Origin of the sequence: Pseudomonas sp. NCCP-436 (assembly GCF_019656335.1) — a bacterium.
Taxonomy (GTDB): Bacteria; Pseudomonadota; Gammaproteobacteria; order Pseudomonadales; family Pseudomonadaceae; genus Aquipseudomonas.
Window position 1 is genome coordinate 82,052 of record NZ_BPLZ01000009.1, and the last position, 21,947, is coordinate 103,998.

General features: G+C 62.1%; 16 protein-coding genes. 11 read left to right on the forward strand and 5 right to left on the reverse strand.

What is annotated here, in order from left to right; genetic code table 11:
• Positions 1-6: 6 nt before the first annotated feature.
• The 6 genes from NCCP436_RS11335 (at position 7) to NCCP436_RS11360 (ending at position 7,412) form a co-directional block, all read left to right on the forward strand.
• Positions 7-1,761 carry a carbamoyltransferase gene (locus tag NCCP436_RS11335; protein ID WP_220804113.1) on the forward strand — a complete coding sequence of 585 codons (1,755 nt, stop codon included), beginning with the start codon at positions 7-9 and terminating at the stop codon, positions 1,759-1,761.
• Entirely contained in the window at positions 1,748-2,881 is a 1,134-nt protein-coding gene (locus NCCP436_RS11340) for a glycosyltransferase (RefSeq protein ID WP_220804114.1), read from the forward strand. The genes NCCP436_RS11335 and NCCP436_RS11340 overlap by 14 nt, the downstream gene beginning before the upstream one ends.
• 7 nt (positions 2,882-2,888) lie before the next feature.
• Positions 2,889-4,154 (forward strand): capsule biosynthesis protein, encoded by a 1,266-nt coding sequence (locus NCCP436_RS11345; protein ID WP_220804115.1) that lies wholly within the window; start codon positions 2,889-2,891, stop codon positions 4,152-4,154.
• Positions 4,155-4,328: 174 nt separating this feature from the next.
• The gene (locus NCCP436_RS11350) at positions 4,329-5,375 is read left to right on the forward strand and encodes a polysaccharide pyruvyl transferase family protein (protein ID WP_220804116.1); all 1,047 of its coding nucleotides are present in this window, start codon (positions 4,329-4,331) and stop codon (positions 5,373-5,375) included.
• 5 nt (positions 5,376-5,380) lie between these two features.
• The gene (locus tag NCCP436_RS11355) at positions 5,381-6,568 is read left to right on the forward strand and encodes an O-antigen ligase (protein WP_220804117.1); all 1,188 of its coding nucleotides are present in this window, start codon (positions 5,381-5,383) and stop codon (positions 6,566-6,568) included.
• Positions 6,558-7,412, forward strand: coding sequence for a lipopolysaccharide core biosynthesis protein (locus tag NCCP436_RS11360; protein WP_220804118.1), 855 nt, complete (start codon positions 6,558-6,560; stop codon positions 7,410-7,412). Before NCCP436_RS11355 ends, NCCP436_RS11360 begins: the two co-directional genes overlap by 11 nt.
• A 12-nt stretch (positions 7,413-7,424) precedes the next feature.
• Here the strand turns inward: NCCP436_RS11360 and NCCP436_RS11365 are convergent, their stop codons facing one another.
• Positions 7,425-8,048, reverse strand: a complete 624-nt coding sequence (locus tag NCCP436_RS11365) for a lipopolysaccharide kinase InaA family protein (protein ID WP_220804119.1) — start codon at positions 8,046-8,048, stop codon at positions 7,425-7,427.
• Positions 8,049-8,081: 33 nt separating this feature from the next.
• Here NCCP436_RS11365 and msbA point away from each other — a divergent pair, with 33 nt between their 5' ends.
• From msbA to hldE, 5 genes are all read left to right on the forward strand, one after another.
• On the forward strand, positions 8,082-9,908 hold the full coding sequence (msbA, locus tag NCCP436_RS11370) for a lipid A export permease/ATP-binding protein MsbA (protein WP_220804120.1): 1,827 nt from the start codon (positions 8,082-8,084) through the stop codon (positions 9,906-9,908).
• On the forward strand, positions 9,905-10,801 hold the full coding sequence (locus tag NCCP436_RS11375) for a GNAT family N-acetyltransferase (RefSeq protein WP_220804121.1): 897 nt from the start codon (positions 9,905-9,907) through the stop codon (positions 10,799-10,801). The genes msbA and NCCP436_RS11375 overlap by 4 nt, the downstream gene beginning before the upstream one ends.
• Before the next feature lie 4 nt (positions 10,802-10,805).
• The gene (locus tag NCCP436_RS11380; protein WP_220804122.1) at positions 10,806-12,230 is read left to right on the forward strand and encodes a PIG-L deacetylase family protein; all 1,425 of its coding nucleotides are present in this window, start codon (positions 10,806-10,808) and stop codon (positions 12,228-12,230) included.
• 93 nt (positions 12,231-12,323) lie between these two features.
• Positions 12,324-14,327 carry an acyltransferase family protein gene (locus NCCP436_RS11385; protein ID WP_220804123.1) on the forward strand — a complete coding sequence of 668 codons (2,004 nt, stop codon included), beginning with the start codon at positions 12,324-12,326 and terminating at the stop codon, positions 14,325-14,327.
• A gap of 34 nt (positions 14,328-14,361) precedes the next feature.
• Complete coding sequence (hldE, locus tag NCCP436_RS11390; RefSeq protein WP_220804124.1) at positions 14,362-15,783, forward strand: bifunctional D-glycero-beta-D-manno-heptose-7-phosphate kinase/D-glycero-beta-D-manno-heptose 1-phosphate adenylyltransferase HldE; 1,422 nt, start codon at positions 14,362-14,364, stop codon at positions 15,781-15,783.
• 45 nt (positions 15,784-15,828) lie between these two features.
• Here hldE and NCCP436_RS11395 read toward each other — a convergent pair whose 3' ends face one another.
• From NCCP436_RS11395 to parE, 4 genes are all read right to left on the reverse strand, one after another.
• Positions 15,829-16,557, reverse strand: a complete 729-nt coding sequence (locus NCCP436_RS11395; RefSeq protein WP_375709487.1) for a membrane integrity-associated transporter subunit PqiC — start codon at positions 16,555-16,557, stop codon at positions 15,829-15,831.
• A gap of 131 nt (positions 16,558-16,688) precedes the next feature.
• Entirely contained in the window at positions 16,689-18,938 is a 2,250-nt protein-coding gene (gene parC / locus NCCP436_RS11400) for a DNA topoisomerase IV subunit A (RefSeq protein WP_220804126.1), read from the reverse strand.
• A 125-nt stretch (positions 18,939-19,063) separates the two neighbouring features.
• The gene (locus NCCP436_RS11405; protein WP_220804127.1) at positions 19,064-20,047 is read right to left on the reverse strand and encodes an esterase-like activity of phytase family protein; all 984 of its coding nucleotides are present in this window, start codon (positions 20,045-20,047) and stop codon (positions 19,064-19,066) included.
• A complete protein-coding gene (gene parE / locus NCCP436_RS11410; protein ID WP_220804128.1) occupies positions 20,047-21,945 on the reverse strand; it encodes a DNA topoisomerase IV subunit B in 1,899 nt (632 codons plus the stop codon). Before parE ends, NCCP436_RS11405 begins: the two co-directional genes overlap by 1 nt.
• Positions 21,946-21,947 lie beyond the last annotated feature (2 nt).

Below are 21,947 nucleotides of genomic sequence, written 5' to 3' on the forward strand. Positions count from 1 at the left end.
ACACCTGTGGCATTGACCATTCTCGGCCTGTCCGGCGCGCTCAGCCATGACCCGTCCGCCGCCCTGTACATCGATGGCAAGCTGATCGCGGCGGTCGAGGAAGAGCGCTTCGTGCGCGACAAGCATGCAAAGAACCGCATGCCCTACGAGTCCGCCAAGTTCTGCCTGGAGCAGGCCGGGATCAAGCCGTCGGACGTCGACGTGGTGGCGATTCCCTTCGCGCCCATCAGCATCTTCGAGAAAGCCCGCTGGCAGTACGCCAAGCGCTACGCCTACGCGCCGGATCGTGCCCTTGATGCGATCCTGTTCGGTAACCGCCGTTACAAGCGCTACAAGAAGCGCATCGAGTGGTGTCTGGTGCAACTCGGCTTCGACCTGAAGAAGGTCAAGATCGAGCCGGTCGAGCACCACCTGGCACACGCCTCCAGCGCCTACCACTGCTCGGGCTTCAAGGAGAAGACCGCGATCCTCGGCATCGACGGCAAGGGTGAGTACGCCACCACCTTCTTCGGCTGGGGTGAGAACGGCAAGATCCACAAGATCAAGGAGTTCTATGATCCGGATTCACTCGGCGGCCTGTACGGTGCGATCACCGAGTACCTCGGCTTCGAGATGCTCGACGGCGAGTTCAAGGTCATGGGCATGGCACCCTACGGTGATGCCGCCAAGTACGATTTCTCGCGCCTGGCCAAGTTCGAGAACGGCGAGCTGACCATCAATACCGATTACGCCAACGTCATCGGCTTCCGCCGCTACAAGGAAAACGGCAAGGGCTACTACTTCTCGCCCAAGCTGATTGACTGGCTGGGGCCGAAGCGTCAGGGCGACATCGCCGACGATCCCTACATCCACTACGCCGCCAGCATGCAGGCGCTGTTCGAGAAGCTGGCGCTGGAGATGATGGACTACTACCTGGGTGACATCATCAGGGAAACCGGCAGGATCGCCTTCGCCGGCGGCTGTGCGCTGAACGTCAAGCTCAACCAGAAGATAATCGCCCGTCCGGAAGTGAAGGAACTGTTCGTACAGCCGGCTTCCGGCGACGCCGGCACCGCAGTCGGTGCAGCGGCCTATGTGTCGGTGGCCCGCGGCGTGCCGGTGGAGAAGATGGAGCACGTCTATCTCGGCCCCTCCTACAGCAACGAGGAGGTCATCGCCGCCTGCGCCAGGCACCCGAACAAGCCGGTGTGGAAGAAGATCGACAACGTTGAGCAGCGCATCGCCCGGATCATGGTCGACGGAAACCCGGTGGCCTGGTTCCAGGGCCGCATGGAGTTCGGCCCGCGCGCCCTTGGCGGCCGCTCGATCATCGGCTGCCCGAGCGTGCCGGGTGTGGCCGACCGGATCAACGAACAGATCAAATTCCGCGAGCGCTGGAGACCCTTCTGCCCGTCGATGCTCGACACCGTCGCGCCGAAGATGCTCAAGGTTGACCATCCAAGTCCGTTTATGACCTTCACCTTCGAGGTCAACGAGGAATGGAAGACCCGCGTCGCCGAGGTGGTACACGAAGACGGCACGTCCCGCGCCCAGGTGCTGGAGCGCCGCTTCAATCCGCGCTGGTACGACCTGATGCTGGAGCTGGAGAAGCTGACCGGAAACGGCGTGTCGCTCAACACTTCGCTGAACCGCCGCGGCGAGCCGATGATCTGCTCACCGACCGATGCATTGAACATGTTCTATGGCTCGGATCTGCAGTACCTGATCATGGAAGACATCCTCGTGGTCAAGGACGGCAGGGACTGGTATGACCACGTCTGAGCCGGTCGCCGGCAACGGCGTGCGCTGGGTACTGCAGTTCTGTCACGGTTATGACGGACCGTTTCTCGACTGTGCCCGGCAGTACGCTGCGTTGTTCGCCGGCACGCGCTACAAGGTGTGCACGGTCTATCTGACCGGCGCACCCTCGGCCGAGGTGGAGCAGGGCTCGGCCTCCGACGAGGTTATCTTTCTCGACTATTCCAGCAAGCAGGTGCGAGGCCTGAAACTGGCGGCGATTCGCGACTTGCGGCGCATCGCCGCGTCCCGCGACTTCGCCCTGTGCATTGCTCATCGCTTCAAGCCGATCTATGTCGCCCTGCTTGGCAGTGATCTGCCGGTGATTGGCGTGCACCACGCCTTCGGTGATTATCAGCGGCGTTCGCGCCGGCTGTTCGCCAATTTTTTCCGCCAGCGCCTCAGGCTGCTGGGCGTTTCCGATGCGGTACGCGATGACATGCGTGCCTGCCTGCCCGACTGGCCGGCCGAGCGTATCGAGACACTGTACAACCGTATTGACCTGGCGGCGCTACAGGCCGAGCAGGTCGATCGTGCGGCTGCTCGTGAGCACCTCGGTTTGCCGCAAGACGCCTGGGTGGTGGGCAACGCCGGTCGCCTGCACCCGGACAAGGATCAGGCCACTCTGATTCGTGGCTTTGCCCAGGCTCTACCACAGCTGCCGGCCGGCAGCCTGCTGGCAATCATGGGCAGCGGCCGTCTGGAGGCTTTGCTCAAGGCTCTGGCTGCCGAGCTGGGTGTGAGCGACTCCGTGCGTTTTCTCGGCCAGGTAGCCCATGGCCGGCGTTACTTCAGGGCCTTCGATGTGTTCGCCCTGAGTTCGGATCACGAGCCATTCGGCATGGTGCTACTGGAGGCCATGGCTGCTGGCGTGCCAGTGATTGGTACCGATTGCGGTGGTGGCCGGGAGGTGGTGCAGGGCGTTGGTGAGCTGTTCCCGCTCGGCGGCGTCGATTCGCTAGCCTCCGCTTTGCAGCGCCAGGCGCGGCTGGACGATTTGCAGCCGCTGCGCCAACGGATGCTGGAGCGTCTACAGCAGTCCTTTTCGGATCAGGCGGTCACACGCCGTTTCTGGTCGCTTCCCTTGTGTACGCCGCTGCGCTGAGACCTTCATGAGCAAGAACGCTACCAGCAATCCCTGGGCTGATTGCGCCCGCGCCCTTGACCGCTACCGCTGGCAGTTGCTGCGCGAGCGTCACGGGGTATTCGGCAGTGCGCTGCGCTTTGTTCGTGAAGCCCTGGGCGACTGGTGGTTCGGCGTGCGAGCGCGCAGGCGCCTAGCCTCTGTAGTTACACCAGAGCCATGTGATTTCCTGTTGCTGCAGTCAGCCCCCAAGGTGATACCGCTGCAACGCAAGAAGCTATTGATCGAGGTGCTGCGTGGGCGCGGTCATAGCCTGGTGGAGACCGCACTGCAGGGGCCCAAGACGGTTCTGCATGAGCGTCTGCTCAGAATGCCTCCCTTCGCTGTGCCAACCCGTTACTTCGGGCTCGCTGCCTATGCACAGTGGCTGGTAGAACAGTATCAGCCTCGCATCCTGCTTAATGACCGTAACGGCAGCCTGTACAGCCCCTTTCTGCGTCTGGCACTGAATGCCCGCGGCAATCTGCTGGTGCATCTGGCTCATGCCACCACGGTGGAAAGCTCGCGCCGGCTAAGCATGAACGACTACGACTATTACTTCCTGTTTGGCCAGAGTTCACTGCAGGCATTGCAGGCCCGGACTTTGCGCTTCGGCAGTTCGACTGCGGTGCTGGCTGGTTCGCACATGATTGATATGGCATACGACCAGCCTGCTGGCGATCCTGCCTGGCGCAGTCTGTTGATCCTGGGAGTAGGGCCTGACAGGGAAAAGGAAGCCGGTTTTCAGGCAGCCTACGCCTTGGTACGTGACTGGGCCAGAGCACATCCGGAATACCAGGTGCTGGTCAAGGCCCATCCGCGCAGCCAGGTGGCGTTCTGGCAGGAGGCCGCTGCCAGTCTGGATAACGTGCAGGTTTTGCCCAAAAGCTGCAGCCTGGCTGATGCACTGGCTCAGACCAGTGTGGTGGTCAGTCTTCTTTCCAATGCAGTGATCGAGGCGGCACTGGCGCGGCGGCCGGTGATCGGTGTAACGGTTGGCCAGGGCGTAGATTTGTTTGCTCAGACGAGGTTCTTCGGTGAAGCCGTGACGAGCGTTGAGAGCCTGCAGGAGGCGGTCAGGGCCGTGGAGCAGGATTATCCCCGGCACCTGCAGCAGGCAGAGCAATTTGCTCACTACCATCTGGCTCAGGGCTGCCAGGGGCTGGAGCATAACCTCGAGTTGCTGGAGCGCTTGTTGCGCGGCGAAGTTATTGAAGGGCATTGGTTACCGGCCAGTGGAGCAGTTGAAAGATAAGGAAACTGGGAAATGCATCCTCACTGGTAGGCACTCGAGGGGATCCCGCTCAGGCCAGGGGGTGGCCACAAAGTGCTGTGACATGGAGGCGACAGCCATTCGTGGCCGTCACGCGACCTTCTGCTTTAAGGAGTGTCTCGGTGGCTTGTTAATGTTCACTCTATAGGGCTTTTCATGCAGGCCTTGCTTTTCAACGACACCTCATATGAGCAGCATCATGGCTCTCAATTGGTGGTTCGACAGATCTATCGTCTGGCCGCTGCGGCTGGAATCCACATTCGCCGAGCCTGTCCGATGCGCTATGACTGGCAGGCCGACGCGCGCCTGAAAGCCGATATCCTTAAGGCCGATCTGTGCCTGATCAACGGTGAGGGCACTATGCACGATGATGCTCGTCAGGCCCTGCGTCTGGTGGAGCTAGCCAGTTACTGCAAGTCCCACGGGGTGCCCTGCTTTCTGATCAATAGCGTGTGGCAGCGTAATATCCGGCTGAACGAGTATGCACGCGATTTCAGCGGTATCTATGTGCGAGATCAGCTTAGTAGGCAGGAGTTGGCGCAGGCTGGAATCGCGGCGCAGGTAGTGCCGGATCTGACACTGACTCTGGATCTGTCGCCTTACTGTAGCGTGCGTTCCGGCGGGCTGATTAACGGTAGTGTGTTTGCCGAGCGTACTTGGGAGGCCTGGCAGACTGCCTGTCGTCACCGGGTTCGCTACCTGAGCATCAAGGCACCTCCGCCCTTGCAGGCTGGCAAAGGTTTTCCTTCCTACCTGCTTAAGAGTCTGGCGCGCCGGTTGAAGGCCGAGTCCCGGCTGTTGTCCAGCCACCTGCACAGCGTGCCACAGGAACTTGGTGAACGGTCGCTGACACAACTTCGCTGGCGCTATTCGTCGCGCTCATTGGCGCGTTTTCTGGCTAGCCTGTCGGCTGCCGAGTGGATGGTGACCGGACGCTTTCACTGCGTGACGCTTTGTTTGCTAACCCGCACGCCTTTCGTTGCGGTTTCCTCCAACACGCATAAGATTGAAGCCCTTTTGCAGGAGGCTGGTCTGCAGCTTCGTCTGGCTGAGAGCTACGAGGAAGCGCTGCAATTGGCGGCCGCCTGGCCGTTCTCTATGCAGGAACAGCAGGCGCTGGAGCACTTCCTGCAGCGCTCGCGGGAGCAGGCGCAGGAAATGTTTAAACAAATTGCCCAATATTGCCGTCGGCAGGAGTGTTGAATCACATGGATCCACGGATTGCTCTTAAGCGCTTGCCGTTTCTGTTTGCCTGGCTCTCGATGGCAGTACTGCTGCTGGGGCGTTTCTGGTGGCCTGGCGAGACCTCGGCTTGGGCAAGCAGTATGCGCTTCTGTCTGGCCTTCTTCCTGCTTGCAGCTTTGCTGAACTGGCGGCAGGTCGGCGCTGAGCTGGTCGAGCGTCAGCTGTTACTGCTGATGGGTGGTTTGGCGCTCTGGGTGCTGATCAGCGTGTGTTGGCTCGGCGGTGAGGTCGACATTCTCCGGCGCGGCTTGGTGTTGCTGGTGTTTATTGTGGCCACTGCCTATCTTGCCGGGCGAGAATCTCAGACGCTACTGCGGCTGCTGCAGGCGTCGGCAGTACTGGGGGCACTGGCCTCATTGGTGACCATCGGCCTCGCGCTGCACAAAAATGGCTTCAATTTCAGCTATCGCGCCTTCCGTCTGCATAGCTCGGGTATTCCGGGTTTCGCCGAGTTCGGCAACCCGATTATTTCCGGCATGCACCTGGCTCTGGCCGGGTTAACCGCTTTCTGGTCACTGCTTAGTAGCAAGCGCTGGTCTGGCCGTCTGTTCTGGGGGCTGCTGCTGTTGCCGTTAGGGCTCTATGTATTTCTCTCTTTCTCACGTAGTGCCTGGCTGGGAGTGGCGGCCGGCGGTCTGTTCCTGCTCTGGAGACTGGGTAATCTGCGTATCTGGATTGGCTGCGGTGTGGCTTTGGTGTTGGCACTGGTGCTGGCGCTGCTTCGTTTCCCCAACATGCTTGGAGTCGAGGCCGCGCGCAACCTGACCCACCGCGACGTGATCTGGAAAATGGTGCTCGACGCCATGCCCGGCTACTGGCTGCAGGGCCACGGCGCGGGGGTCAATATGGATCTGATGCAGATCGACCGCCTGAAGGTGACCAATACTCACAGCCTCTACCTGGAGGTGCTGTTTCAGTACGGTGTGGTAGGCCTGGTGCTGTTTCTCGGCATGCTGTTGCTGGCAGTCCGGCGCCTGTGGCGCTGCTCCAATGACCTGGCCACGCTGGCGCTTGGCCTGCTCTGCGGAAGCCTGGCGGTGATGTTCTTCGAGCTGCACTCGTTTATTCATTCGCCAAACCTTATTTGGTTGTGGATCTGGCTGCCGCTGGCCATCGCTCTGGGAAGCCGGGAGCGTCTGCATGCACATTGAAACGAATAACTCCGGACGAACGTTGCAACTGGATAGCGGTGTGCGAATTGGGCTGAGGGATTTTGCCGCACTGCGCGGACGTTTCTCTGGAACGGTGTTTCTCGTGGCATCCGGGCCATCTGTGGCGGACTTCCCCATGGCGCGCTATAGAGACTGGCCGATGCTGTCGATGAATGGTTCGATTGTGCGTTTTCTCGAAGAAGGTCTCAGACCGCTGTTCTATCTCTGTGACGATCGTGGAGTTGCTGAGCGCAAGGGGACCGCGGTGGCTGAAGGTATTCGCCATGCGCAACATGCAGCGCTGGGCCTGAGTTCGCTGGAGCAGGTGGCGCGTCATACACCCGAAGCACTAGAAGAGGGCGATCTCTTTCTGCTGGAGCGGGCCAACCGCCTGCACGGGCAGCGCAGATTGTCGGATCGGCATTTTGCCTGGCGTCACCGGCACGATCCGGAGCTTCTGGTGCAGTGGTCATTACTGCACCAGAAACGCAATCGTATCGGCTTCAGCCGTAATCTTGGACTGGGCTACTTCAATGCCCGAACCATTGCATACGCTGCTCTGCAGTTGGCCTGCCACTTGGGCTTCGAGCGGGTATTCATGGTCGGAGTCGATATGCAGGCTGGGCTTGGCCAGTTCTACGATCCGCAAGGCAAGGTGGTACCGAGTCGGCTCGACGACGATTGGGACGACTACATTTTGCCGAGTTTCCAGCTGCTTGCCCGACGGGTTCTGCGGCCTGACTTTGAAGTCTTCAACCTGTCTCGCAACAGCCGTATCGAGCCGGCGCTGGTGCCGCGACTGGAGTGGCGTGAGGTGGATTCGCTGCTGGCCGGGGGCGGCTGAGCCGGAGACGCTTCAGTTCAGTTGCGTAGTACCGACTCCGCCGGAGTGGTAGAGACTGAGCAGTCGCTCGAAGGGGAAGTGCTCCAGGTGTCGGCGCTGCAGATAGCTGCGCAGGTGCTCGAAGTTGCGGCGGATCAGGCTGCGGTTGAGTGGAAAGGGATAGCAGCGCAGATCCAGCACGTCGATCAGGCCGAACTGGCCCGGTGCAGTCAGCAGAATATTGCCCAGGTGCAGAGAGCGGAAGTAGATGCCCTGACGATGCAGGTGCTGGATGAAACCGGCCAGGGCTGGCAGCTCCTGTTCAATGCGGGGATCACCGCTGCGCAGCAACTGTTCCAGAGACTGTCCTGGTAGTGGAGCGTAGAGGCAGGCGCTGAGGCCCTTTGCTCGGTCTATCCAGAGCGCTTCACTGACTTGCGGAGTAGCCACGCCACGCGCGCGCAGACGCTCGATATTACGGCTGAAGCGCAGGGCTGCCGGCCACAGGCGGGCCTGCAGTAGCGGGCGGCGGGTATGGAAGATTTTCAGCAGATTGCCGTCGGTCAGTGCCACCACTTTGGGGCCGCGAGCATCCTGCTCGAGCACTTCTCCACTGGCCAGCCAGCTTTCCAGTTCCTGCGCTGTTACAATCCGCATCGTTTTCCTCTAGCCAGTTGTGGGACATGCCGAATGGCCAATTCTACCCAGCAATCCAGCTTGAAGGTGTACTTGCGGTTGCTGCGCTATGTGCTTCCCTACTGGGGGCTGTTCGCGCTCAGCCTCCTGGGATTCCTGATTTTCGCCTCAACCCAGCCGATGCTGGGCTACATGCTCAAGTATTTTGTCGACGGTCTGGCCAATCCTGAGGCCAGCCTGTTTTCCGGGGTGCCCTGGCTACTCGAGAACGCGCCCTGGCTGGCCCATCTGAAGCTGCTGCAAGCCGTGCCGCTACTGATCGTGCTGATTGCCCTGTGGCAGGGCGTTGGCTCCTTTCTCGGCAACTACTTCCTCGCCAAGGTATCGCTTGGGCTGGTGCAGGATCTGCGCATCGCGCTGTTCAATAACCTGCTGACCCTGCCCAACCGCTACTTCGACAACCATAACTCCGGTCATCTGATTTCGCGCATTACCTACAATGTGACCATGGTCACAGGTGCCGCCACCGATGCAATCAAGGTGGTGGTGCGCGAAGGCATGACGGTTATTTTCCTGTTTGCCACCCTGCTGTGGATGAACTGGAAGCTGACTCTGGTAATGGTGGCAATCCTTCCGGTCATTGGCCTGATGGTGACCCATACCAGCAAGAAATTCCGCAAGCAGAGCAAAAAGATTCAGCACAGCATGGGTGATGTCACCCATGTGGCCTCGGAAACCATTCAGGGCTATCGGGTGGTGCGCAGCTTCGGTGGCGAGGATTACGAGAAGCAGCGCTTTGTCCATGCCAGCCGCGAGAACAAGCTCAAGCAGTTGAAGATGGTCAAGACCAACGCGGTCTATACGCCCTCACTGCAACTGGTGATCTACAGCGCTATGGCGGTGCTGATGTTCCTCGTTCTGCTGCTGCGTGGCGATGCTTCGGCCGGTGACCTGGTTGCCTACATCACCCTGGCCGGCTTGCTGCCCAAGCCGATCCGCCAGTTGTCGGAGGTCAGCTCCACCATCCAGAAGGGCGTGGCCGGTGCGGAAAGCGTATTCCAGCAATTGGATGAGGCGCCTGAGGTCGATAACGGCACACAGGAGCGCGAGCGCGTTTCCGGTCGGCTGGAAGTGCGTAATCTAAGCTTCAGTTACCCGGATACTGACAGGCCTGTGCTCAGTGACATTTCCTTCGTGGTCGAGCCGGGGCAGATGGTGGCGCTGGTTGGCCGCTCCGGCAGCGGTAAGTCGACGCTGGCCAACCTGATCCCGCGTTTCTACCACCATGACCAGGGGCAGATTCTGCTCGACGGGCTGGATGTGGAAGACTACAGCCTGCGTAACCTGCGCCGGCATATCGCTCTGGTGACCCAGCAGGTAACCCTGTTCAACGATACCGTGCGCAATAACATCGCCTATGGCGACCTTGCTGGGGCCTCTCTGGAACAAATCAAGCGCGCTGCCGAGGATGCCAACGCCACCGAATTCATCGAGAAAATGCCACAGGGCTACGACACCATGATCGGTGAGAACGGCGTGCTGCTTTCGGGCGGTCAACGCCAGCGTCTGGCGATCGCCCGGGCACTACTCAAGGATGCGCCGCTGCTGATCCTCGACGAGGCGACCTCGGCACTCGATACCGAGTCGGAGCGGCACATCCAGGCTGCGCTGGATCAGGTCATGCAGGGGCGTACTACGTTGGTGATCGCTCACCGCCTGAGCACCATCGAGAAGGCCGACATGATCCTGGTGATGGATCAGGGCCGTATCGTCGAACGCGGCAGTCACGTCGAGCTGCTTGCGCAGAACGGTTATTATGCGCGTTTGCATGCCAAGCAGTTTGAGGATGATGACGCTGCGGCCGGGCAGGATGAGACATGATGAATTACCTGCGCTTCTGGCGTGAGCGCGGATGGACCCCGATATCCGCTGGCGATTATGCCGAGACCTGGAGTCGCTTTGGCGGCAGCGTGGCGACCCATCCCGAGGTGGTGGCGCGCCTGGCCGACCTGGCTGGCATCCCGGTACGTTACCTGGGGTGGCTGGTTGATGGCCAGCTACAGGCGGCGATCCCCACCTGGGGCCGCTACCTGGCACTGTCGAAGGATGTGCTCAAGCAACAGGGCAAGCGCGGCCTGTTCGACCTGGGCAATGCCGAGGTGATCCTGCCGTTGGCGGCTGGAGCCTGTGTGCCGCTGCGCCACCGCGTGCGCTATCTGTCCGAACTTTGCGCCGTGCGTGTCAGTGGCGCTCATGAGCAGGCCGAAGGCTTGGCGCTGGCACGCGAGCCGGAGCAGTACAGCAAAAAGTTTCGCTACAACCAGCGCCGCGAGCAGCGTCTTCTGGAGGAGGCGGGCGGGGAGATCCGGCCGATGCTGGAGCTGAGCCCGCAGGATCAGGCACGTATCTACGCCGATCTGTTCTTGCGCCGCTGGGGCTTTGAGGCCACCGGTAAGGCGCATCTGGCCGAGGTGTTCAGCCTGTTGCGCGAGTTCATGAGCGGCTCGCTGATCTATCTGAACGGCGAGCCCGTAGCGATTCAGGTGCTCTACCGGGTCGAGGCGCCGCAGTGGATCAGTCTGGAATACATCAACGGTGGGGTGGATCCTCAGCAGCGTGACTTCAGCCCCGGCAGTGTGCTCAGCTACGTCAACACGCAGAACGAATGGGCTCGGGCCCGTGCGCTGGGCAAGCCGTTGCGTTATTCCTTTGGCCGTGCCGACCGCGAGTACAAGGATCGCTGGTGCCACCGGGTACCGGTCTACCAGGTGTAAGACCATGAACGGACGCAAGCAGCAACTGCTCGGGCGCCATCGGCGCAACAAGCGAATCGCTCTGCTGGTGGCGCTACTGGTGTTGCTGGTGCTGGGCGTAGGTGTTTCGGCCTGGCTGCCACCGCTATTGCTGGTGCTCGGCTGGGTGGCGCATGAGGCCTGGTTTGCCGACCATCTGTTCTATTCTCCGCAGGACGACTACAGCTACAACTTTCCGGCAGACTGCCTGAGCCTGCCGGCGCGTCTGGAGCAGGGGGTGTTGCAGGTTGGTAGCGAGTTGCAGGACTACGACACCCTGATTCTGGAGTTGCAGCTGGAGGCCACCTGGCTCGGGCGCTGGCTGGATCCTTTCGTTATGCTCGGCAGCGACCGGCAGGATTTCGAGCGCGGGGTGAAGGGACGGCGCTACCTCAACCTGTCCGGGCAGATTGCCGAGGGGCTGCAGATCCGCCCACAACGCTGCCGTATTCGCGGTGAGCTGCGGATATATGCAATGCGCAACCCGGACTACGCCGCGCAGCGCATGTTGATCATCGCTCCCCATGCCGATGATGCCGAGCTAGCAGTCTTTGGCCAGTACAGTCGGGCAAACGAGGCCGCCATCGTCACTCTGACTCAGGGCGAGATCGAAGCCGACGGCTACCGACGACTGGGTCTGGACAAGGCCGCTGCGGCCCGTCTCAAGGGGCGCCTGCGTAGTTGGGACAGCCTGGCTGTACCACTCTGGGGTGGGATTCCGCAGAGTCGCTGCGTGCAACTCGGCTATTACTGTCTGCAACTGCCAGCCATGGCTTCGGCTCCGCAGCAGTCTTTCGGCTCCCGTGAGTCGGGTGACTGCGACGTGCGCAGTGTGCGCCGGCACAATCCCCTTGCTCTGCCAGGAGATGCCGACGGTCGGCCGACCTGGGATAACCTGATTGCGGATCTGATTGCGCTGATCGCCCATTACCGCCCGGAGGTAGTGGTAACGCCGCATCCGCAGCTGGATCCGCACCCGGATCACGTAGCCAGTACCCGTGCCGTGCTTGAGGCCTGCTCGCGTGGTGCCTGGCAGCCCCGGACGTTGCTGCTCTACGCCAACCACCTGCATGATAATGATCGCTGGCCAATGGGGCCTGCGGGCTATGGGGTTGCTCTGCCGCCGGCGTTGACGCCGTTGCCGGCTGATCGACTGTGGAGCCCGCAGCTCAATGCCGGGGACCAACTGGACAAGGCCATGGCACTAGCCATGCAGCACGATCTGCAAGGACTGCTGCCGCTGAAGCGGCGCTTGCGCAGGCGGATTCAGCAGTTGCTGGCTGCCCGTTGCTGGCCAGCCTGGGGAGAGGATGAGTTCTTCCGTAAGGCGGTGCGGCGCCACGAGCTGTTCTGGGTTCGTCCTATGAACAGCTCCTCTATTGACGATCCTTCAAGCCCACCGTCCACCTAGATCCACTCTGGAACGAGGTAGAGGTCGGCCTTCACACCAGCCACTAGCAAACGATAGCCGGGCCGTTGAGTGCGTCTGGTCAGGAGAGTGCTGATGACAGCAGGAGTTGTACCGGAACGTGAGTTCCGCCTGGACATCAATGGTCTGCGTGCATGGGCGGTGATCGCCGTGGTGTTGTACCACTTCGGCGTTGTCGGCGTTGGAGGAGGCTTTGCCGGGGTCGACGTGTTCTTTGTGATTTCCGGCTATCTGATGTGCGGTATCGCTCTCCAGGGGCTGGAGCGTGGAGACTTTTCGCTGTGGCGCTTCTACCTGGCCCGGGCTCGGCGTATCTGGCCGGCGCTGATTGTGCTCTGCATTGTGGTTCTGCTCGTTGGCTGGTTCCTGTTGATGCCCGAGGAGTATCGGCTGCTCGGTAAGCATGCCCGTGAGAGCCTGACTTTCAGCTCCAACCTGCGCTATCTCGATGAGTCAGGCTATTTCGATGTGGCCTCCCAGGAAAAGTGGCTGCTGCACACCTGGTCGCTATCGGTGGAGTGGCAGTTTTACCTGCTCTTGCCGCTGCTGATGATGGCAATGGCTCGCTGGTTGCCGGGGCGCCGCCGGCTGGCCTGGACATTGGGCGGGCTTTGCCTGGCCTCTCTGGGACTGTGCCTGTGGAGCACTTACGAGGATGCCAGTGAGGCTTTCTTTCTGCTGCACAATCGTGCCTGGGAAATGCTTGTTGGCGCCCTGATATATCTGGCTGGCCGGCGGGACTGGTCTGAAGGCTGGCAACGAAGCGTTGAGTGGCTCGGGTTTGCGTTGATCCTGGGTACTTTCTTGGTGTTCGACAAGCAGAGTCTTTGGCCGGGCTGGCGGGCCGTTTTGCCGGTAGCTGGAGCAGCGCTGGTGCTGCTGGCAGCGCGCCGGGACTCGCTATGGACCGGCAGCCGGACTGCTCAGTGGCTGGGGACGCGTTCCTACTCCATCTATCTCTGGCACTGGCCATTGGTGGTGGCTCTGGCCTATGTGGAGAAGCTCAGCGACCCATTTGGGGTCGTCTTGGCTGTGTGTGCCTCACTGTTGCTTGGACATCTTTCCTTTCACTTTGTGGAGAACCCGGCCCGTCGTCAGTTAAACCGGCTAAGCGTCAGAGGCAATGCTCTGGTTCTGATCTCTGTCCTAGTTCTGGTTGCCTTATTTGCTCAGCAGATCCGTAAGAATGGCTTTGTGGAGCGGTTGCCTGCGGCCGTGGCGGAGATTGAGATGGAGCGCAGCAATACCAACCCACGTAGGGAAGAATGCCTGGGGGCAGAGGCCCGTTGTATCTACGGAGAGGAGCCGGTACGGGTGATCCTGTATGGTGACAGCCATGCCGATGCCCTGGTCACTGCCCTGCAGGCGGCGCTGCCTGATGGAGTGGGCGGAGTACTGTTCCGGGGGGAGGGTGGCTGTCCCATTGCCTTCGGTCTGCGTGGCAATGAAGGCAAATCTGATGAATGCGAGGAGCTCAACAAGCAGTTGGAGCGAGAGTACAGCCAGTTGCCGGCGGGCGTTCCTCTGGTGGTAGTAGGGCGCACAGCAAACTATCTCAACGGTGGCCAGCCCGACGAGCAGCGACCGAGCTTCAATTTCGGCACTTCCTATCAGCAAATTGACGAAGAGTATCTGCGCGAATTCCGTGAGCACTACGTGGCAACCATGTGCCGATTGGCCGAGCAGAGGCCGCTTTACCTGGTTCGTCCGACCCCGGAGATGTCGGATGATGTACCGACCCGCCTTGGCCGGGCAATGATATTCGGCCAGCAACGTCGTTTCGAGCTGCCTCTAGCCGACTATCACCGCCGCCAGTCCTTCGTTTGGGCGATGCAGGACGAAGCGGTCGAACACTGTGGCGCCCGCTTGCTCGATCCACTGCCTTATCTCTGTGCCAACGGCAGTTGTCCGGGGGATCAGGATGGACGGCCGCTGTATCGTGACGACAACCACATTACCGAGTTCGGCAACCGCCGATTGATACCGATGTTCCGGCAGATCTTTGAGGCTGAGGAGCAGGCCCGGGATGGTCCGCTCCCGAATAGAGCCCCCACGGGCGTAGAGCCGGGCATGTTATGATCCGTGACGTTTTTTGCCCCATTCCGGAGAGCCCATGAAGCTGACCCTGCCCCGCTACGACCAAGCCCCCGTTCTGGTGGTGGGCGATGTCATGCTTGATCGTTACTGGCATGGCGGTACGTCGAGGATCTCGCCCGAGGCACCGGTGCCGGTGGTGCGTGTGGAGCAGATCGAGGATCGGCCCGGTGGTGCGGCCAATGTAGCGTTGAACATTGCGGCGCTGGGTGCCCAGGCCATGCTGGTTGGTGTTACCGGTGCCGACGAAGCGGCCGAAAGTCTGGATACCAGACTGCGTGGTGCCGGTGTGGACACCCATTTCCAGCGTCTGCCCGGGCAACCCACCATCGTCAAACTGCGGGTCATGAGCCGGCACCAGCAGTTGCTGCGCATGGACTTCGAGGAGTCCTTCGCTACCGATGGTGAGGCGCTGCTGCAGCAGGTCGAAGCGCTGCTCGAAGGTGTCCGCGTGCTGGTACTTTCGGACTACGGCAAAGGTGCGCTGCAGAATCATCAGGCCTTGATCCGCGCTGCGCGCGACAGGGGCATTCCGGTGCTGGCCGATCCCAAGGGACGCGACTTTTCCATCTACCGTGGTGCCAGCCTGATTACCCCGAACCTGCATGAATTCGAGGCTATTGTCGGTCAGTGCGCCGACGAGTCCGATCTGGTTGCCAAAGGCGCTGCCCTGATGCGCGAGCTGGAGCTGGGAGCGTTGCTGGTGACCCGTGGTGAGCAGGGCATGACTCTGCTGCGACCCGAGCATGCACCGCTGCACCTGCCGGCACGTGCCCGCGAGGTGTTCGATGTTACGGGGGCCGGCGATACGGTTATCTCTACCCTGGCCGCCTCGCTGGCCGCTGGCGAGGAGTTGCCGCAGGCCGTGGCCCTGGCCAACCTGGCTGCCAGCATAGTGGTCGGCAAGCTGGGCACCGCGGTGATCAGTGTCCCCGAGTTGCGCCGGGCGGTGCAGCGCGAGGAGGGCAGCGGACGCGGCGTGCTCGGGCTGGAGCAATTGCTCAGTGCCATTGAGGATGCCCGTGCCCATGGCGAGAAGATCGTCTTCACCAATGGCTGTTTCGACATCCTGCATGCCGGTCATGTCACCTATCTGGAACAGGCCCGCGCCCAAGGTGACCGCCTGATCGTGGCGATCAACGACGATGCCTCGGTCAGTCGCCTCAAGGGGCCGGGGCGACCGATCAACAGTGTGGATCGGCGCATGGCGGTACTGGCTGGCCTCGGCGCGGTGGACTGGGTGGTGAGCTTCTCCGAGGATACGCCGGAACGGCTCCTCGCCCAGGTACGTCCGGATGTGCTGGTCAAGGGGGGCGACTACGGCATCGACCAGGTGGTGGGAGCGGAAATCGTCCAGGCCTATGGTGGCGAGGTGCGCGTGCTGGGACTGGTGGAGAATAGTTCCACCACTGCCATCGTGGAGAAGATCCGCAGCAAATAAGCTGCCTGGTGCCGAATGAAAAAGCCCGCAGATGCGGGCTTTTTGCTAGAAGCGAAATACTTCCGTATCGGTCTTGATGGGTTCTGCCACCGGTATCCTCGGTCCTGCGGGCTGGGGTTCCTGTGGTTTGGCCTTTACCACCGGGGCTTTCCGCCTTGGCGGCTCCACAGGTACAGGGTCGGTCAGCGTTGCTACTGGCTGGATGGCTGTCGCCAGTTCCGCGCTGAGGCGCTGGAGTAGCGTGCTCTGGGCCTTGACCTGCTCAGCCAGCGGGCCGGCGTGCGGCTCCTCAAGGCGGATCAGGCGGCTGTCGCGCAACTGGCCGCGGCGATCGAGCAGACTCCACTGGGCTTCCAGTACGGCAGGCTGTGTCGGCCCGGAATCCAGCCGGGTGATGGTCAGCAGCACCTGTGCGTCGGCACTGAAGCCGGGCGCGGCCGGCGCCAGTGTCAGGCGCTGGCTGTCCAGACGCCAGGCCAGCTGGCGCAGGATCTGCTGATCGATATCGTTGGGCAGGCCGCTGGCCCAGACTGCATCCGGAACCTCCATCAGGCTACCGTCGGCCTGACGCTGCAGCAGGTGGTGCTGGCGCAGATAGTCGGCCACGCTGATCGGGCCGACCAGTACGGTAATACCGTTGTCCCTGCTCGGTGTCAGCGCATCGCCGCTGTCGAGCTGATAGAGGGAAACCGGCTTGTGCTGCATCAGGCCGCAGCCGCTCAGGGCGAGCAGGGCGGAAAGCAGCAGGGCGGCAGGACGTACTACACTCATCATTCATTCCCGGCAGCGGCCTGAGGGCCGCTGCACATCAAATCCAGGTCGGGGGGATCATTCAGGCATGATCCGAGGCGCGTATCATCCGTCAATCCGCGCCCTGACTCCAGTCCTGGCTGTGTCTGCCCGGGCTATTCCACCTGCAGCCTGTCAACTCGCTGGAAGCCGCGTGGCAACTTGTTGCCACGGCGGCCGCGCTCACCCTTGTAGTGCTCCAGATCGTCGGCTCTGAGAGTCAGGGTGCGCTTGCCAGCCTGCAGTACCAGGCTGGCGCCAGTGGGCAGTACGGCCAGATCCGTAAGGTACTCCTCGCGGCTGGCGACTCGTTCGCCAGGGATGCCGATGATCTTGTTGCCCTTGCCTTTGCCCAGCTGCGGCAGATCCGACACCTTGAACAACAGCAGGCGGCCCTCGGTGGTCACGGCTGCCAGCCAGTCCTCATCGAGGTTGCCGACTGGCCTCGGTGCTACCACGCGGGCCCCGTTTGGCAGCGTCAGCAGGGCCTTGCCGGCCTTGTTCTTGGCCTGCAGATCCTCACCTTTGACCACGAAGCCGTAGCCGGCGTCGGAAGCGATCACATAGAGGGCGTTGTCTTCGGGCAGCAGCACGCATTCGAAGTTGGCACCTGGTGGCGGGGTCAGGCGTCCGGTCAGCGGCTCGCCCTGGCCACGGGCCGAAGGTAGTGAATGGGCAGCTAGCGAGTAGCTGCGTCCGGTCGAGTCGATAAACACCGCGTACTGGTTGGAGCGGCCGGGGGCGGCAGCCTTGAAGCCGTCGCCGGCCTTGTACGAAAGTCCCGTCGCGTCGATGTCGTGCCCCTTGGCGCAGCGTACCCAGCCTTTTTCCGAAAGCACCACGGTGACCGGTTCGGTGGGCAGCAGTTCGGTTTCCGACAGGGCACGCGCCTCGGCACGTTCGACAATGGGGGAACGACGTTCGTCGCCGTACTTTTCGGCGTCTTCGAGGATTTCCTTGCGCACCAGCTTCTTCAGCTTGGCCTCGCTGCCGAGCAGGGCCAGCAGTTTCTCACGCTCTTTGGCCAACTCGTCCTGCTCGCCGCGGATCTTCATCTCTTCCAGGCGGGCGAGTTGGCGCAGGCGGGTGTCGAGGATGTAGTCGGCCTGCACCTCGGTCAGGCCGAAGGCCGCCATCAGCACCGGCTTGGGCTGGTCCTCGGTGCGGATGATGCGGATCACTTCGTCTAGGTTGAGGAAGGCGATCAGCAGGCCTTCCAACAGGTGCAGACGTTTCTCCACCTTGTCCAGGCGGAACTGCAGGCGGCGGCGCACGGTGCCGACGCGGTACTGCAGCCATTCGCTGAGCAGGCTGCGCAGGTTCTTGACCTGCGGCTTGCCGTCGAGGCCGATGACGTTGAGGTTGACCCGGTAGCTGGATTCCAGATCCGTGGTGGCAAACAGGTGGGTCATCAGCTCTTCGGCGTCGACCCGGTTGGAGCGCGGTACGATGACGATGCGGCAGGGGTTCTCGTGGTCCGACTCGTCGCGCAGGTCGGCCACCATGGGCAGCTTCTTGGCCTGCATCTGCGCGGCGATCTGCTCCAGCACCTTGGCTCCGGAGACCTGGTGCGGCAGGGCGGTGACCACGATATCGCCGTCTTCCAGGCGGTATACGGCGCGCATGCGCACCGAGCCGCGGCCGGTCTCGTAGATCTTCAGCAGGTCGGCGCGCGGGGTGATGATTTCCGCCTCGGTGGGGAAGTCCGGGCCCGGCACGTGCTTCATCAGTTGCCCGACATCGGCATTCGGCTCATCCAGCAGGTGCACGCAGGCCGCGGCTATTTCACGCAGGTTGTGTGGCGGCACGTCGGTGGCCATGCCCACGGCGATGCCGGTGGTGCCGTTGAGCAGCAGGTTGGGCAGGCGTGCCGGCAGGGTTGCCGGCTCGTTCATCGTGCCGTCGAAGTTCGGCACCCAGTCCACCGTGCCCTGGCCCAGCTCGGACAGCAGCAGCTCGGAATAGCGCGACAGACGCGCCTCGGTGTAGCGCATGGCGGCGAAGGACTTGGGATCGTCCGGCGCCCCCCAGTTGCCCTGGCCGTCGACCAGGGTGTAGCGGTAGCTGAACGGCTGCGCCATCAGCACCATGGCCTCATAGCAGGCGCTGTCGCCATGCGGATGATACTTGCCGAGCACGTCGCCGACGGTACGCGCCGACTTCTTGTGCTTGGCATCGGCATCCAGGCCCAGCTCGCTCATGGCATAGATGATGCGTCGCTGCACGGGCTTGAGACCGTCACCGATGTGCGGCAGGGCGCGGTCCATGATCACGTACATGGAATAGTTCAGGTAGGCCTGCTCGGTGAAGTCGGCCAGTGACCGGCGTTCCACGCCTTCCAGGCTCAAATCGAGGGATTCGCTCATGCGGGCCTCATTGCAAGGTTGATTGGCGCAGCACCAGGGTGCCGCCCTTCTGATTAAATTCGAGTGTTCTCAAGGCACGCATGCCCGCTGGCATGTCGTCGTCCGTAAGCCTTGGACCTGATTGTTCATGGCCGCCGGCTCCAGCCGCCCCTGGGGGCGGCAAAGCGCCAGACTATGGGGCGCTGCTCGCCGTCGGCGCGGCTAAGACCGCCATTGTCGACGCCGATCCAGGCGCCGTCCTTGTCGATCCAGAGGGCCTCGGCCATGCCGTAATCCACTGCATAATGACGGTTGTCGGTCAGTGCCTCGGTGGCAAACGACCAGCAAAGCTCCATCTCCCCTTCGCTCAGATTGCGTCGGCAGATACGGTGGGCCTGACGCTCCAGGGTAAAGAGTTTCTCGTTGAAATACGCCAGCCCGGAGAAGTCCAGTGGAGCACTGTGCCCTCCGAGGGCTTCAGGCGAGGCACGTTCACCGCCTTCGCTGGTCAGTACGCAGCCACCGCTGCAACGCCAGTTGTTATTGCGCCCATGCAGCACGGCTAGGCCACGGCGCTTCTGTTCGGCAGCCAACCACAGGCGTTCACCGGCCGAATCCACGGCAATGCCTTCAAACCCGTGGTTGAAGTGCAGCAGCATGCCGCTGGCACGTGACTGGCGCACCAGTGCGCGCGGCAGACGCAGCCATTCGACACTGCCGTTGGTGGCCAGGCGCAATACCGCCGCACGGGTTTCGCTAACCAGATAGCGGTTGCCCTGGGCGTCGCAGGATAAGCCTTCGAAATCCAGGGCCCCACCGCGTACCAGAGCGGCGGCCCAGTTACGCATGCGCAGGCCCCAGGGAAGCTGGCTTTCCGGCGGGTTGGGGGCGCTGAAAAACTCTGCCTCGGCGCGCAGCACGCCGTCTTCCGGTAGCAACTGGTAGAGGCGGTCATCCTCGCGGTCTGAGACCGCCCACAGTGTCTCTCCACACAGGGCCAGGCCCGAGAGATGGCCGGCAGGCATGCCGCTGACCGGGTATTCGCTCATGAGCCGGAGTTCTTCCGGTAGCCCGGGCTCGGCTTGAGCGGCGCCGGCCAGAAGGCCGAGCGCCAGAAACAGGCCACGCATCAGGCCAGTACCTCGGCCAGGTTGCCCTTGCTTTCCAGCCAGCTCTTGCGGTCGCCGGCGCGCTTCTTCGCCAGCAGCATATCCATGACTTCGCGGGTTCCCTCGAAGTCGTCCAGGGTCAGTTGCACCAGACGACGGGTGTTGGGGTCCATGGTGGTCTCGCGTAGCTGCAGCGGATTCATCTCGCCGAGCCCCTTGAAACGGGTGACCTGCGGCTTACCGCGTTTCCTCTCGGCGGTCAGGCGCTCGAGGATGCCGTCACGCTCGCTTTCGTCCAGGGCGTAGTAGACCTCCTTGCCCATGTCGATGCGGTACAGGGGCGGCATCGCCACGTAGACGTGGCCGGCATCCACCAACGGGCGGAAGTGGCGCACGAACAGGGCGCAGAGCAGGGTGGCGATGTGCAAGCCGTCGGAGTCGGCATCGGCCAGGATGCAGATCTTGCCGTAGCGCAGCTGCGACAGGTCGGACGAGCCCGGATCGATACCGATGGCCACGGCGATGTCGTGTACTTCCTGACTGGCCAGTACCTCGCTGCCATCCACTTCCCAGGTATTCAGGATCTTGCCGCGCAGCGGCATGATGGCCTGGAACTCCTTGTCGCGTGCCTGCTTGGCACTGCCGCCGGCAGAGTCGCCCTCCACCAGGAACAGCTCGCAGCGCAACGGATCCTGGCCGGCGCAGTCAGCCAGTTTGCCGGGCAGTGCGGGGCCCTGGGTGATTTTCTTGCGCTCGACCTTTTTGCCCGCCTTAAGACGCCGTCCGGCATTGCTGATGGCCAGTTCGGCCAGTTGCAGACCGGTTTCCGGATGAGCATTGAGCCACAGGCTGAAGGCGTCCTTGACCACGCCGGAGACGAAGGCCGCTGCCTCACGGGAGGAGAGGCGCTCCTTGGTCTGGCCGGAGAACTGCGCATCCTGCATCTTCATCGAGAGGACGAAGGCGATGCGCTCCCAGATATCCTCGGGAGCCAGTTTGACCCCGCGCGGCAGCAGGTTGCGGAACTCGCAGAACTCGCGCATGGCATCCAGCAGGCCTTGTCGCAGTCCGTTGACGTGGGTGCCGCCCTGGGCGGTGGGAATCAGGTTGACGTAGCTTTCCTGGATTGCCTCGCCGCCCTCCGGTAACCACAGCAGTGCCCAGTCCACCGCCTCGCGCTCGCCGTTCAGGCTACCGGTGAAGGGTTCTTCGGGCAGGCGCAGATGCTCGGATACCGAGTCGGCCAGGTAGGAGCGCAGGCCGTCCTCGAAGTACCAGCGGGTGGTTTCAGCATTGCTTTTATCGGTAAAGGTGACCTCCAGGCCCGGGCAGAGTACGGCCTTGGCCTTGAGTACGTGCTTGAGACGACTGATGGAGAATCTGTGGGAGTCGAAGTACTTTGCGTCCGGCCAGAAGTGGACGCTGGTACCGGTGTTGCGCTTGCCGACACTACCGATGATCTCCAGCTCGCTGGCCTTGAAGCCGTCGGCGAAGCTCATCCGGTATTCATTGCCGTCGCGCTTGACGGTGACTACCACGCGGGTCGACAAGGCGTTGACCACACTGATGCCGACGCCGTGCAGGCCGCCGGAGAATTGGTAGTTCTTGTTGCTGAACTTGCCGCCGGCATGCAGCTTGGTGAGGATCAGCTCCACACCTGGCACGCCTTCTTCGGGGTGAATGTCCACCGGCATACCGCGCCCGTCGTCGATCACCTCCAGCGAGTTGTCCTCGTGCAGGATCACCTGGATGGATCGGGCGTGTCCGGCCAAGGCTTCGTCGACGCTGTTGTCGATGACTTCCTGAGCAAGGTGGTTGGGCCGGGTGGTGTCGGTGTACATGCCCGGTCGCTTGCGCACCGGGTCGAGGCCGGACAGGACTTCGATGGCGTCGGCGTTATAGGCGTTCTGCTGGGCCATGG

What these genes read in the sequence shown, in the direction of transcription:
- NCCP436_RS11340 (WP_220804114.1), top strand. Translation starts at nt 1,748, where the DNA reads ATGACCACGTCTGAGCCGGTCGCCGGCAACGGCGTGCGCTGGGTACTG.
- NCCP436_RS11345 (WP_220804115.1), top strand. Translation starts at nt 2,889, where the DNA reads ATGAGCAAGAACGCTACCAGCAATCCCTGGGCTGATTGCGCCCGCGCC.
- NCCP436_RS11350 (WP_220804116.1), top strand. Translation starts at nt 4,329, where the DNA reads ATGCAGGCCTTGCTTTTCAACGACACCTCATATGAGCAGCATCATGGC.
- NCCP436_RS11355 (WP_220804117.1), top strand. Translation starts at nt 5,381, where the DNA reads ATGGATCCACGGATTGCTCTTAAGCGCTTGCCGTTTCTGTTTGCCTGG.
- NCCP436_RS11360 (WP_220804118.1), top strand. Translation starts at nt 6,558, where the DNA reads ATGCACATTGAAACGAATAACTCCGGACGAACGTTGCAACTGGATAGC.
- NCCP436_RS11365 (WP_220804119.1), bottom strand. Translation starts at nt 8,048, where the DNA reads ATGCGGATTGTAACAGCGCAGGAACTGGAAAGCTGGCTGGCCAGTGGA.
- msbA (WP_220804120.1), top strand. Translation starts at nt 8,082, where the DNA reads ATGGCCAATTCTACCCAGCAATCCAGCTTGAAGGTGTACTTGCGGTTG.
- NCCP436_RS11375 (WP_220804121.1), top strand. Translation starts at nt 9,905, where the DNA reads ATGATGAATTACCTGCGCTTCTGGCGTGAGCGCGGATGGACCCCGATA.
- NCCP436_RS11380 (WP_220804122.1), top strand. Translation starts at nt 10,806, where the DNA reads ATGAACGGACGCAAGCAGCAACTGCTCGGGCGCCATCGGCGCAACAAG.
- NCCP436_RS11385 (WP_220804123.1), top strand. Translation starts at nt 12,324, where the DNA reads ATGACAGCAGGAGTTGTACCGGAACGTGAGTTCCGCCTGGACATCAAT.
- hldE (WP_220804124.1), top strand. Translation starts at nt 14,362, where the DNA reads ATGAAGCTGACCCTGCCCCGCTACGACCAAGCCCCCGTTCTGGTGGTG.
- NCCP436_RS11395 (WP_375709487.1), bottom strand. Translation starts at nt 16,557, where the DNA reads ATGATGAGTGTAGTACGTCCTGCCGCCCTGCTGCTTTCCGCCCTGCTC.
- parC (WP_220804126.1), bottom strand. Translation starts at nt 18,938, where the DNA reads ATGAGCGAATCCCTCGATTTGAGCCTGGAAGGCGTGGAACGCCGGTCA.
- NCCP436_RS11405 (WP_220804127.1), bottom strand. Translation starts at nt 20,047, where the DNA reads ATGCGTGGCCTGTTTCTGGCGCTCGGCCTTCTGGCCGGCGCCGCTCAA.
- parE (WP_220804128.1), bottom strand. Translation starts at nt 21,945, where the DNA reads ATGGCCCAGCAGAACGCCTATAACGCCGACGCCATCGAAGTCCTGTCC.